12 protein-coding genes are annotated in these 12,308 nt (G+C 69.8%); 3 read left to right on the forward strand and 9 right to left on the reverse strand.

Features of this window, described 5'->3' with window-relative positions:
- Positions 1 to 120 precede the first annotated feature (120 nt).
- Entirely contained in the window at positions 121 to 1,053 is a 933-nt protein-coding gene (locus BQ2383_RS11355; RefSeq protein ID WP_091033854.1) for an endonuclease/exonuclease/phosphatase family protein, read from the forward strand.
- A 98-nt stretch (positions 1,054 to 1,151) separates the two neighbouring features.
- Positions 1,152 to 2,357 (forward strand): homoserine O-acetyltransferase MetX, encoded by a 1,206-nt coding sequence (gene metX, locus BQ2383_RS11360; RefSeq protein WP_091033857.1) that lies wholly within the window; start codon positions 1,152 to 1,154, stop codon positions 2,355 to 2,357.
- Between the two features lie 10 nt (positions 2,358 to 2,367).
- Here the strand turns inward: metX and BQ2383_RS11365 are convergent, their stop codons facing one another.
- Genes BQ2383_RS11365 through BQ2383_RS11390 form a run of 6 tightly spaced genes read right to left on the reverse strand, consistent with a single transcriptional unit; the run spans position 2,368 to position 7,105 of the window.
- On the reverse strand, positions 2,368 to 2,979 hold the full coding sequence (locus tag BQ2383_RS11365) for an NUDIX domain-containing protein (RefSeq protein WP_091033859.1): 612 nt from the start codon (positions 2,977 to 2,979) through the stop codon (positions 2,368 to 2,370).
- A 9-nt stretch (positions 2,980 to 2,988) separates the two neighbouring features.
- Positions 2,989 to 4,218 carry an MFS transporter gene (locus tag BQ2383_RS11370; protein ID WP_091033862.1) on the reverse strand — a complete coding sequence of 410 codons (1,230 nt, stop codon included), beginning with the start codon at positions 4,216 to 4,218 and terminating at the stop codon, positions 2,989 to 2,991.
- Positions 4,219 to 4,227: 9 nt separating this feature from the next.
- Entirely contained in the window at positions 4,228 to 4,704 is a 477-nt protein-coding gene (locus BQ2383_RS11375; protein ID WP_091033865.1) for a GNAT family N-acetyltransferase, read from the reverse strand.
- The gene (locus BQ2383_RS11380; protein ID WP_091033868.1) at positions 4,697 to 5,026 is read right to left on the reverse strand and encodes a thiamine-binding protein; all 330 of its coding nucleotides are present in this window, start codon (positions 5,024 to 5,026) and stop codon (positions 4,697 to 4,699) included. Before BQ2383_RS11380 ends, BQ2383_RS11375 begins: the two co-directional genes overlap by 8 nt.
- Before the next feature lie 4 nt (positions 5,027 to 5,030).
- Positions 5,031 to 6,266: a DUF2029 domain-containing protein gene (locus BQ2383_RS11385; RefSeq protein WP_091033870.1), complete on the reverse strand. Its 1,236-nt coding sequence runs from the start codon at positions 6,264 to 6,266 to the stop codon at positions 5,031 to 5,033.
- Positions 6,263 to 7,105 (reverse strand): ADP-dependent NAD(P)H-hydrate dehydratase, encoded by an 843-nt coding sequence (locus BQ2383_RS11390; protein ID WP_091033873.1) that lies wholly within the window; start codon positions 7,103 to 7,105, stop codon positions 6,263 to 6,265. The genes BQ2383_RS11385 and BQ2383_RS11390 overlap by 4 nt, the downstream gene beginning before the upstream one ends.
- Positions 7,106 to 7,161: 56 nt before the next feature.
- Here BQ2383_RS11390 and BQ2383_RS11395 point away from each other — a divergent pair, with 56 nt between their 5' ends.
- Entirely contained in the window at positions 7,162 to 8,229 is a 1,068-nt protein-coding gene (locus tag BQ2383_RS11395; RefSeq protein ID WP_091033875.1) for an NADH:flavin oxidoreductase/NADH oxidase, read from the forward strand.
- Positions 8,230 to 8,294: 65 nt separating this feature from the next.
- Here BQ2383_RS11395 and BQ2383_RS11400 read toward each other — a convergent pair whose 3' ends face one another.
- From BQ2383_RS11400 to BQ2383_RS11410, 3 genes are all read right to left on the reverse strand, one after another.
- Complete coding sequence (locus tag BQ2383_RS11400; protein WP_029261939.1) at positions 8,295 to 9,356, reverse strand: hemolysin family protein; 1,062 nt, start codon at positions 9,354 to 9,356, stop codon at positions 8,295 to 8,297.
- Positions 9,353 to 10,669, reverse strand: a complete 1,317-nt coding sequence (locus BQ2383_RS11405) for a hemolysin family protein (protein WP_091033878.1) — start codon at positions 10,667 to 10,669, stop codon at positions 9,353 to 9,355. Before BQ2383_RS11405 ends, BQ2383_RS11400 begins: the two co-directional genes overlap by 4 nt.
- A 112-nt stretch (positions 10,670 to 10,781) precedes the next feature.
- Positions 10,782 to 12,236 (reverse strand): GuaB1 family IMP dehydrogenase-related protein, encoded by a 1,455-nt coding sequence (locus BQ2383_RS11410; RefSeq protein WP_091033880.1) that lies wholly within the window; start codon positions 12,234 to 12,236, stop codon positions 10,782 to 10,784.
- Positions 12,237 to 12,308: the final 72 nt, after the last annotated feature.

The following is a 12,308-nucleotide window of genomic DNA, read 5'->3' on the forward strand; positions in this document are numbered from 1 at the left end:
CACCACGAGGATGCCTCGGACCACGCGGTCCGGGGCATCCTCGCGTTCGCGGGCGCGGGCACCACCCGGCCGACCCACAGGCGGCTCCGTCGAGAATGGGATCCCCGCTGTGAGGAGAGCATGATCGACGTCGAACACCGACCACCGCTCGCCCGACGCACCACGACGCGCCATGCCCGCTGTCTCGCGATCGCCGGCATCACCGTGCTGATCCTGCTCGTGTGCGGATGGGTTCCTGGCGTGATCGGCACCGCCGTCGCCGCCGTCCTCCCCTGGCTCGGACTCGTCCTCCTCGCACTCGTCGTCATCGCGCTCTTCCTCGCGCGGCGCGTGATCGTCCTCCTCCTGGTGCCCACGCTCCTCTGGTTCCTCGCGATGGCCCCGGCGTTCCCCGGCCTCCCGGCATCGGCCAGTGCGGAGAGTGAACTCACGATCGCCAGCCAGAACGTGCGCGCGCACTCCGGCAGCGCTGCCGCCTCCGCCACAGAGCTCGCGCAGAGCGAAGCGGATGTGATCGCCCTCACCGAACTCGACGGCGACAGCCTCTCCGCCGCGAGCGAGGTGCTCGCCGACGCGTACCCGCACTCCTACACGGTCGGCACGGTGGCACTGTGGAGTCGATACCCGCTGGCGAGCGCCGAACCGCTCACGCTCGGGCTCAGCTGGAAGCGCGCGCTCCGCGTCGAGGTGCAGAGCCCCGCGGGACCGGTCGCCGTCTACGTGCTGCACGCCGCCTCCGTGCGCCCCGGACAGCAACAGGACCGCGACACGATGCTCAACGGCATCGCCGAGCAGGTCGCCTCCGACGCAGCCACCGCACTTGTCGTCGTCGGGGACTTCAACGCACCCTCGACGGACCCGAGCCTGGCCGCGCTGCGAGCGGAAGCCGAGTGGGCACGGCCGACCGACGGAACGCTCGGGTTCACCTGGCCCGCCGCATTCCCGCTCGTCCGGATCGACCAGGTGTTCGTCCGCGGACTCGATGTCGTCGCCTCGAGCACGCTGCGCACCGGGAACAGCGACCATCTCGCCACGATGACCCGCGTCCGCTGAGTCGACCGCCCCGTCGTCCGGGCCGTCGCACGCACGGCGACACGACACCGGGTCGTAACCTGCCGCCGCCGGGTGCTCGACCAGGCGACAATGGAGGGATGGACTGGCAGACGACCTCCGAGGACACGGTGCCGTCGGCGCCCGTGACGGAGGCCGACGTGCGGCTGCTCCGTGCCCGCCCACCGGCGACGGGCGCGTGGCGCGACGGCGACCCGGTCGGCGGTAGGCGGTTCGCGGCGTTCGGCGCCTTCTCGACCGAGAGCGGCCGCGAGCTGCCGGGCATCCGCATCGCCTACGAGTCGTGGGGCGAACTGAATGCCGCTCGCGACAACGCGATCCTCGTGCTGCATGCGCTCACGGGCGACAGCCATGTGCGGGGTCCTGCAGGCTCCGGCCATCCGACCGTGGGGTGGTGGGAAGACATCACCGGCCCCGGTGCGCCGCTCGACACCGACCGCTGGTTCGTGATCGCTCCGAACATGTTGGGCGGCTGCCAGGGATCGACCGGACCGGCAAGCGTCGCCCCCGACGGCTACGAATGGGCGTCGCGCTTCCCCTACCTGACGATCCGCGACCAGGTGGCGGCGCAGGTGCGGCTCGCCGATGCGCTGGGCATCGACAGCTTTGCCGCGGTCATCGGCGGATCCATGGGCGGCATGCATGCCCTGGAGTGGGCGGTGACGCATCCCGAGCGCGTACAACGGCTGGCTGTGCTCTCCTCTCCCCCGGTGACGACGGCCGACCAGATCGCGCTGAACACCGTGCAGCTGGAGACTATCCGGATGGACCCGCGGTTCCAGGGCGGCGAGTACTACGACCTCGGAGACGGTGACGGCCCGCACCGCGGACTCGCGCTGGCACGGCGGATGGCTCTGCTGAACTACCGCAGCCCGATCGAGCTGAACCAGCGCTTCCAGCGGTCGTGGCAGTCGGATGTCTCACCTCTCGGTCACGGCGGACGCTTCGCCGTGGAGTCGTACCTCGATTTCCACGGCAACAAGTTCACCCGTCGCTTCGACGCGAACAGCTACATCACGCTCGTCGAGGCCATGAACTCGCACGATGTCGGGCGCGGGCGCGGCGGTGTCGAAGAGGCGCTGCACGCCGTCACAGCCACCACGCTCGTCCTCGGCATCGACAGCGACCGACTGTTCCCCGTCGACGGACAGCAGCGCATCGCCCGCAGCATCCGGAACGTGATCGACGGGGAGGCCGTGGTGGTCTCCAGCGACTTCGGGCACGACGGCTTCCTCATCGAGACCGAGATCGTCGGCGCGAACCTGCGGCGGCTGCTCAAGAGCTGATCCGCGTCGCTCAGCCCGGGAAGAACCGCCACGGCAGTTCGCCCGCCTCGAGACGCCCCTGCTCCCACGCGAACGCCTGCGCGGCGCCCGAACCCAGAACACGGGTCTGGAACAGTTGCACGGCGCCGCCGGACGCCAACGCGGATGGAACGTCGGTGAAGGCCGACAGCTGATGCAGCGTGATCCAGGTCGGCGGGTACAGCATCCACTCCCCGGCACCGTGCCGCGCCAGAGCCTCGGCCGGCCGGACCCAGGCGATCTCGGCCACCTCGTCTTCGGACGGTGAGGGATCGGTGGACGGCGCCTCAGCGAGGAAGAACCAGGTGCGGATGCGCGTGGGCGCCTCGACCGGCGGATGCCACTGGGAGAACGCCACCAGCTCCTCGACGACGACCCCGACCTCTTCGAAGGTCTCTCGGATCGCGGCACGACGCGCGTCCTCGACCTCTTCGTCACCGTCACGCCGATCGGCCGGCTCGACCTTGCCGCCGGGGAAGACCCACGCGCCCGCGAATGATCCACGATCGGGACGCCGCATCAGCAGCACTTCGAAGCCGGGGTCGGCTGCGCGCAGCAGCACGACCGTGCCGGCGACGAGCAAGGACGAATCGGGCGTGATCACCCCGTCACTCTACGATGCGACGCGTTCCCTGGCCGCGGGCCGACGCGCGTCCACGCGGTAGGACAGCAGGGCGATCAGCAATCCCGCCACGGCGAGCGCGGCACCGGTCCATGCGGGCGCCGTGAATCCCCAGCCTGCCGCGATCACGAGCCCACCGAGGAAAGCGCCCAGGCTGTTCCCGATGTTGAGGGCGGAGTGGTTCATCGCCGCGGCGATCGACTGGTTGTCTTCGGCCACATCCATCAGACGCGTCTGGATCGTCGGGCTCAGCACCGACGACACGAACCCGACCACGAAGACCAGCAGCCCCAGCGTCACGATCCAGAAGGCCAGCACCGCGAGGAGGCCGAGGACGACGACGAGCGCCGCGAGTCCGTAGAGCAGGGTGCGGCGCAGGTCGATGTCTGCCAGGTGGCCGCCGACGAGATTTCCCGCGGTCATGCCGAGGCCCATGAGCACCAGGACGATGGGCACCGCCCAGTCCGGCGACCCGGCGACCTCGGTCACGAGGGGCGCGATGTAGCTGTAGACGGCGAAGAAGCCACCGAAACCGATCGCACCGACGCCGAGTGTGAACCACACCTGCGGGATGCGGAAGACCCGGAGTTCCTGGCGCATCGTGCGTCCGGGATCACCGGGGTGCTGCGGCACGAAAACCGCGATGAAGACCGTCGCCAGCGCGAACACGATCGCGACGACGGCGAACGCCGCGCGCCATCCCCACACCTGTCCGAGGAACGTGCCGAGCGGCACGCCGACCACGTTGGCGACCGTCAGTCCCGTGAGGATGAATGCCACGCCCTTGGCACGGTTCCCCGGCCCCATGACGTCGGCCGCGACCAGGGCGCCGATGCCGAAGTACGCGCCATGCGGGAGCCCTGCCAGGAACCGGGAGGCGGCGACCAGTTCGAACGTGGGCAGGATGACTGTGAGCGCGTTGAAGACCGTCAGCGCGAGGGCCAGCACGATCATGACCCGGTGCCGCGGGAAGCGAGCGACGAATCCGGCGATGGTCGGCGCACCGACCACCACACCCAGCGCGTACAGCGAGATCAGCCAACCGGCCTGGCTCAGCGCGTCTTCCTGGCTGGTGGCCCAGAGCGAGGGCAGCAGGTCGGCGGCGATGTTGGGCAGCAGACCCATGACCACGAACTCGGTCATGCCGATGCCGAAGCTGCCGATGGCGAGAGAGAGGAGCGCCCACTTCGCCGCACCCCTCGATTCAGTCGAGGGATTCACCGGTACAGCCTAGCGGCCGTCCGACGCCACGCCGTCCGTGCTCGTCCGCTCACGCAACATGAAGACGTCGACCTCGTCCTGCCGCTCGAGAACGAACCCGTGGCGTTCATAGAGCGCCCGGGCAGGGCTGCCCTGGAGCACGTTGAGCCGATGGAGCACGTCGTCGTCCAGCAGCATGGTCAGGATGCGTCCTCCGACGCCGCGCCCCTGGTGCGAAGGAGCGATGTAGAAGTGCTCCAGCCAGCGCGACCCGCCTTCGTCACGGAGCGCGACGGAGCCGACGTCCTGTCCGTCCACGACAATGATGTGCGTCTCCGTCGGCGCGAACGCGTCCCGGAATCGCTGCCGCACCCGCGCATCGTCATAGCGACCGAGCCGCGTCAGATCAGACCGGAGCACAATCGCCCGCAGCTCGGCGATCCACTCGACGTCGTCGTCGACAGCCGGACGTGTCCGGACCTCGGCAGGAGCGCGCCGATCAGTCATCCGACTCCTCGATCGCTGCCTCGAGGCGCTCGATCTTCGCGTCGAGCTCGCCCGAGTACCCGGGGCGGATGTCGGCCTTGAGCACGAGCGACACCCGCGAGCCGAACGGCATGACCGCCTCGGTGGCACGCTTGACGACGTCCATCACCGTGTCCCAGTCGGGACCCTCGATCTCGGTGAACATGCTCGTCGTGCGATGCGGCAGCCCCGACTCGCGCACCACGCGCACAGCCGCGGCCACCGCGTCGTGCACGGAGGCATCGGTTCGCTCGGTTCCTTCGGCGGGTGTGCCGCTCGGGGCGACGGAGAAGGCGATCAGCATGGGTTCACTCCTGGAGTTTCGGATGACGGACGGGCACGCGCAGGAGAGCGCGGATGCCGAGGACGAGCAGGACGATGAGAAGGAGGTTCCGCACGGTGAGCACCGCGACGGGAAGCGCCTCGGCGCGCAGCAGGGCGTCGTAGCCGAGCGGATACACGAGACAGGTGAGCAGGCAGAGCGCGAGCACGATGACCGCGGGTGTGCGCGATCTGGCGCGATCGAGCACGATCCACAGGATCACCGGCGCGATGAGCCAGGTCTGGAATTGGGGCGAGCCGACCTTGTTGGTGACGATGAGCAGCGTCACGAGCGTGAGGGCGAGCGGAGGGAACAGCCGGGGGAAGGCGGCACCGCGCATCGCCTTCACCGCGCCGATCGCCGCGACCACCAGCACGCAGATCATCATCAGCGGAGTGAGGGCCGCGGCGACGGCATCCACTCCCGGCGCCGTCACCTGAAAGGTGAGGATCTCGAAGCTGTACTCGACGCGTGCCGCACCCGCGACAGCGAGCCAGAGGAACGGCGTCGCCGCCACCGCCTCGATCTGCAGCCCGCGCCCGGTCTGCTCGGTCAGGAACCCGAGGATCTCCGTGTCGGCGCCGAACAGCACCAGCAGCAACACGACGCCGCCCGTGACGATGATCGCGGCGAGCAGCACGCGCCACCGCGCGCGGACCGCGACGACCGCAGCCACGACGAGGGCGCCGGGCCAGATCTTGATCCAGGCGCCAGCCGTCAACAGGGCGGCGGCGATCATCGGTCGCGCGACGAGCCAGAGTCCGCCCATCACGGCGAGGGGCACGGTGATCGCGTCGATCCGGTACAGCGCGATCGGACCGAGTAGCAAGACGGCTCCACACCAGAACCAGGCAGCGACCCGCCTCGCGTGCGAGGGCGATCGCCCGATGAGTACACCGAAGGCGATCGCATCGAGGACGATGACCAGCACGGCCCAGCCGACGAGGTAGGCGCTCGAGACGCCGAGCACGGGAACCAGAGGCGCGGCGAGTCCGGCGGCGAGCAGCATGGGCACCAACGCGAGCTGGGGGTAGACCCACGTCTCGGTGATGCCGACGATCGGTCCACCGCCGAGAGCCGCCGACGCCCACGGCTCGTACACGAGAACGACATCACCCATGGGCTGGCTCGGATACACCCACCCGAGCAGAGCGGTGAGCAGGTGGACGAGGAGGAACGCGCCCCACAGGACGAGTGCCCTCGTCGTCGAGTCGCGGCTCACCCCAGGACGTCCTGGATCGCCTGCGGCAGCGCCTCCGCCACGTCCATCGCCACGATCGGGTGCCCCGGGCCGCCGGCGAGCGTCCCGGCCGCGATCCGCGCGGCATGACCATGCAGCCAGGCCCCGGCGGCGGCGACCTCGGCGAGCGTCGCTCCGGGGTTCGCGGCCGACACCGCTCCGAGCACGCCGGCGAGCACGTCTCCGGTGCCGGCCGTCGCCAGCCACCCCGTTCCCGCTTCGACGGCGATGACGGCTCCGTCGGGGTCGGCGACCAACGTCCGCGCTCCCTTGAGCAGCACGGTGCCACCGATCTTCGCGGCCACCTGCCGCGCCGCATCCGCCCGCTCGTCGTCTTCGTCGTCGTGGGGCTGCACGCGGAGGCGCTCCTGCAACCGGGTGAACTCCCGTGCGTGCGGGGTGACGAGGAACGGCGCCCGCGCTCCCGGCGCGAGGTCCAGGGCACCCGCATCGATGACCACGGGGACCGCACCGGCGAGGATCTCACGGAGCGCGACGCTCTCCGCGTCCGTGCGGTGCATCGGATCCGTGCCGGAGCCGATCACCCAGGCTCCGACGCGCGAACTGCCGATGTCCGCTCCTACGACGGTCTCGGGTCGCCGAGCCAGGACGGCGTCCGCCACCCGTTCCGCGCCCACGTACCGCACGAACCCCGCTCCGGACCGCCACGCCGCCTCGACTCCGAGCACCGCGGCGCCGGGGTATGCGGGAGATCCGGTACGCAGCGCCACGACCCCGCGGGCGTACTTGTCGTCCTCCGCCGTGGGCGCACGGAACAGGCGCGCCGTATCGCTGCGTGACCACTCCCGCACCTCGATCATGACTCCACGTTAGTGCGACGGCCCGAGACGCACGCCCGCGGGGGTAGCGTCGAACGGTGAGTCTTCTCTTCTCCCCACTGAGCATCCGATCCGTCACGTTCCGCAATCGCCTCTGGGTCTCGCCCATGTGCATGTACAGCGCCGTGGACGGCGTCGCTCAGGAGTGGCACCACGCCCACCTCGCCCAGTTCGCCTCGGGCGGCGCCGGGCTGATCGTCGCCGAGGCCACCTCGGTCGTCCCCGAGGGCCGGATCTCCCCTCGTGACCTCGGCCTCTGGAACGACGAGCAGCGTGACGCGCTCGCGCCGATCGTCCAGGCCATCCACGACCGCGGAGCGCACGCCGGCATCCAGCTCGCGCACGCGGGTCGGAAGGCCTCGACCTGGTGGCCCTGGGCTCCTCTGCGCGGCTCCGTCCCGCAGGAGGACGGCGGCTGGACGACCACCGCGCCCTCGGCCGTGGCGTTCGACGGCTTCGAGGAACCGGTCGCCCTCGACCTGGCGGGCATCGACCGTGTGGTCGAGGCCTTCGCGTCCGCCACGCGCCGCGCACTCGACGCCGGCTTCGACGTCATCGAGATCCACGGGGCGCACGGCTACCTTCTGCACCAGTTCCTGTCGCCGCTGTCGAACCTGCGCGAGGACGAGTACGGAGGCTCGCTCGAGAATCGCGCCCGGCTGCTGCTCCGCGTGGTGGACGCCGTTCGCACCACCGCCGGCACCGAAGTGCCGCTGCTCGTACGCATCTCGGCCACCGATCACGCGGACGGTGGCTTCACCCCGGAAGAGGCGACGATCGTCGGCGACTGGGCGGCACAGCACGGGGCCGACCTGATCGACGTCTCCAGCGGCGGGCTCGTTGCGCATCAGAGCATCGACGTATTCCCGGGATATCAGGTGCCTCTCGCCGAGACGGTCCGCCAGGGGGGCCGCATCCCGGTGTCCGCGGTCGGGCTCATCACCGCGTCGGCCCAGGCGGAGCAGGTGCTCGCCGACGGCGCGGCGGATGTGATCTTCGCGGGCCGGGAGTGGTTGCGTGACCCGCATTTCGCCCTCCGCGCCGCCCACGAGCTCGGTGCGGAGGTCACCTGGCCCCCGCAGTACGAACGCGCGCGCTGGCGCTGAGCGGGCGCACACGCACGAAGGCCGCCGATCCTCCCGGGTCGGCGGCCTTCGTGCGTCAGTCCGGATCAGCGTCCGCGGAAGCGACGCGTCGCGTCCTGCACCTCACCGACCAGCTCCTCCAGGATGTCCTCCAGGAACAGCACGGCGGTGGTGTTCCCCTGCGCGTCGCGCACCTTCGCGAGGTGGCGGCCCGCGCGGCGCATCACCGCGAGGGCATCCTCCAGATCCGTGTCCTCCTGCACCGGCACCATGTGGTGGATGCGCTTGGCAGGGACCGGCTGGATCATCTTCGTCTCGGCGTCCGGCCCTTCGGATGCACGCAGGATGTCCTTCAGGTGGACATACCCGATCGGTACGGCTTCGTCGTCGACGATCACGTAGCGGGAGAACCCGTAGCGTGAGACGGCCTTCTCGATGTCGTCCGGCGTGGTCGACTGCGGCAGGGTCACCAGATCGCCCAGAGGCACGGCGACGTCCCGTGCCTTCTTGTCGGTGAACTCGACCGCGGCGGCGACCGTTCCCGCGGTGTCCATCAGTAGGCCCTCACGTCGCGACTGGCTCACGATGGTCGCGACCTCGTCGAGCGTGAACGTGGAGGCCGCCTCGTTCTTCGGCTCCACCCGGAAGAGGCGCAGCACACCGTTGGCGGCGGCGTTGAGCACCCAGATCACCGGCATGAAGACCTTCGACACCCACACCAGCGGCGGAGCCAGGATCAGCACGGCACGATCCGGCACCGAGAACGCGAGGTTCTTCGGCACCATCTCGCCGAACACGACGTGCAGGAACGAGACGATCAGCAGCGCGATCGCGAACGAGACTGCGTCGACAGCACCGTCCGGCCAGCCGAGCGCATGCAGCGGCACGGCGAGCAGGTGGTGGATCGCGGGTTCCGAGACGTTCAGGATCAGGAGCGAGCAGATCGTGATGCCGAGCTGCGAGGTCGCGAGCATCAGAGTCGCGTGCTCCATCGCATACAGGGCCGTCTTCGCCGCACGCGAGCCCTGGTCGGCACGTGGCTCGATCTGCGACCGCCGAGCCGAGATCACCGCGAACTCCCCGCCGACGAAGAAGGCGTTCGCGATCAGAAGCACGACGAGCCAGGCGAGTCCTCCCCAATCGTTCATCGGGTGGCCTCCTCTCCCCCGTCGAGCGGACTCGGAACGTAGCGGACGCGATCCACGCGCCGGCCGTCCATGCGGACGACCTGGAGGATGCCGCTGTCGAGCGGCACCTCGTCGCCGACCGAGGGCACACGCTCGAGCACACTCATGACGTAGCCGCCGACCGTGTCGTACACGTCACCCTCCGGCACTTCGACGCCCGCGCGACGGCGCAGCTCATCGGGACGCAGCTCGCCGGGGAAGGTCACGCCCTCCCGGTTGCGGATGACTCCGGCCCTCGTGCGGTCATGCTCGTCGGCGACCTCGCCGACCAGCTCCTCGACGAGGTCTTCGAGCGTGACGAGCCCCGCCGTCCCGCCGTACTCATCGACGACGACGGCGAGCTGGTACCCACGAGCACGGAGCTCGGAGATCAGGGCGTCCACGTGCACGGTCTCGGGCACGCGCAGAGGCTCGGTCGCCAGAGCACCGACCGGGACCTCGGTCCGGCGATCACGCGGCACCGAGATGGCCGCCTTGAGATGCACGACACCCGTGATGTCGTCGAGATCGTCGTCGTAGACCGGGAAGCGGCTGTGCCCGGTGCGCCGTGCGAGTTGGATGACGTCGTCCACCGAGTCACCGGCGGCGATCGCGTGCATGCTCGGCCGTGCGGTCATCACGTCGGCGGCGGTCAGCCGGGAGAACATCAGGGTGCGGTCGAGCAGCGTCGCGGTGTCGGCCTCGAGCAGTCCCGCACTGGCGGAGCGTCGCACGAGCGAGGAGAGCTCCTCCGCGCTGCGGGCGCCGGAGAGCTCTTCCTTCGGCTCGATCCCCATGCTCCGCAACACGCCGTTGGCGCTGCCGTTGAGCACGACCACGGCCGGTTTGAAGACGGTCGTGAAGGCGACCTGGAAGGGGATGACGAGCTTCGCCGTCGCCAGCGGCAGGGCGAGCGCGAAGTTCTTCGGCACGAGTTCGCCGAGGATCATCGACAGCACGGTGGCCACGAGCATCGCCACGATCGTCGCGATGGGCGCGACCGCCGCCTCCGGGATGCTCCAGGCGACAAGCGTCGGACGCAGCAGGTTCGACAGCGCCGGCTCCATCGTGTAACCGGTGAGCAGCGTCGTCAGCGTGATTCCGAGCTGTGCTGCGGAGAGATGCGTGGACGTGTGCCGGAGGGCGCCGATCGTGAGCGAGAGCCGGGATTCACCTCTGGCCTGTCGCGCTTCGAGCTCGGCGCGGTCGAGGTTGACCAACGCGAACTCGCTGGCGACGAAGAGGCCGGTGCCGACCGTGAGAAGGAGCCCCACGCCCAACATGATGTAGTCCATCAGCGGTTCCTCTCCTGCGAGAGAGGCGGACAGTGGGGCGATGTTCTGCAACTGGGAGGGTCGTCCATTATGCGGACGATTGTACAGAAGACGACTGTGCTCGCGCTCGCGATCACCAGCTGACGGGAAGCGCCTTGCCCTCTTCGTACCCGGCTGCCGACTGGAGTCCGACCAGCGCGCGATCGTGGAACTCCGGCACGGACGAGGCGCCGGCATAGGTGAACGACGAGCGCACGCCCGAGGTGATCATGTCCAGCAGATCCTCCACGCCGGGCCGCAGCGGGTCGAGATAGATCTTGGACGAGGAGATGCCCTCGGCGAAGAGCTCCTTGCGAGCCCGCTCGTAGGCGTCGAGTCTGCCGAAGCGCGCCTGCACCGCCTTGGTCGACGCCATGCCCCAGGATTCCTTGAACAAGCGACCGTCGCTGTCGCGCTGCAGCTCCCCCGGCGCCTCGATCGTGCCGGCGAACCACGAGCCGACCATGACGGATGCGGCGCCGGCCGCGAGCGCGAGTGCCACGTCGCGGGGGTACCGCACGCCGCCGTCGGCCCAGACATGGGCGCCGAGCTCCTTGGCGGCCTGGGCGGTCTCGAGCACGGCGGAGAACTGGGGGCGTCCGACCGCGGTCATCATTCGTGTGGTGCACATCGCCCCGGGTCCCACGCCCACCTTGAGGATCGTCGCGCCCGCATCGACCAGGTCGGCGACGCCGTCGGCGGTGACGATGTTGCCGGCGACGATGGGCAGTCCGAGGTCGAGCTCGGCGACCGCACGCAGAGCGCGCAGCATGCCCTCCTGATGGCCGTGCGCCGTGTCGACGACCAGCACGTCGACGCCTGCTCCGGCGAGCGCCTTGGCCTTCGCCGCGACGTCGCCGTTGATGCCGACGGCCGCGGCCACAGCCAGTCTTCCGTCGGCATCGACCGCCGGACGGTACAGGGTGGAGCGCAGTGCACTGCGCGCGCTCAGGGTGCCCACGAGATGTCCGTGGTGGACCACCGTCACCATCTCGACGTCGGCGTCCGTGATGACGTCGAAGGCGTGCCGCTCCGAACCGATGTCGTCCGCGTCGATCGACGGTGTCCCGCGGTGAACGAGATCTCCGAGCTGGGCATCCGGCAGCGCGGTGGCGAGTCTTGTGGCCGGGAGCACGCCGAGGATCCGTCCGACCTCGATCGGCGCGGCGCCCTGCGCGACCACGATCCCGTGACCGACAGCGGCCGGGAGCAGGCGGAGCGCGTCCGAGACGGATGCCTCGGGCGGGAGCACGATCGGGGTGTCCCAGAGGACCGGCTGGGCTTTCACGTCACGGATCGCGGAATCGAGATCCTGCAGCGGCAGATCCTGGGGAAGCACGCCGAGCGCGCCTCGGCGGGCGAGCACCGCCGCGATTCTGGGGCCGGTCACGGAGTTCATGTTCGAGGCGACGATCGGAAGAGTCGCCGGGGTGCCGTCCAGCGGTGCCAGATCGACCTGGAGACGGCTGGTGACCCCGGATCTCCGCGGCACCAGGAAGACGTCCGAGTAGGTCAGGTCGACGGTCGGCTGCGCTCCAGAGAACTCCATGTCTCCACGGTACCCAGATCGCAGCCGTGTGGGCGCGTGGCTTCCGACGATTCCCCGAGCGAAACACGTTAG

This window comes from Microbacterium oxydans (assembly GCF_900095745.1).
Lineage (GTDB): Bacteria > Actinomycetota > Actinomycetes > Actinomycetales > Microbacteriaceae > Microbacterium > Microbacterium oxydans_B.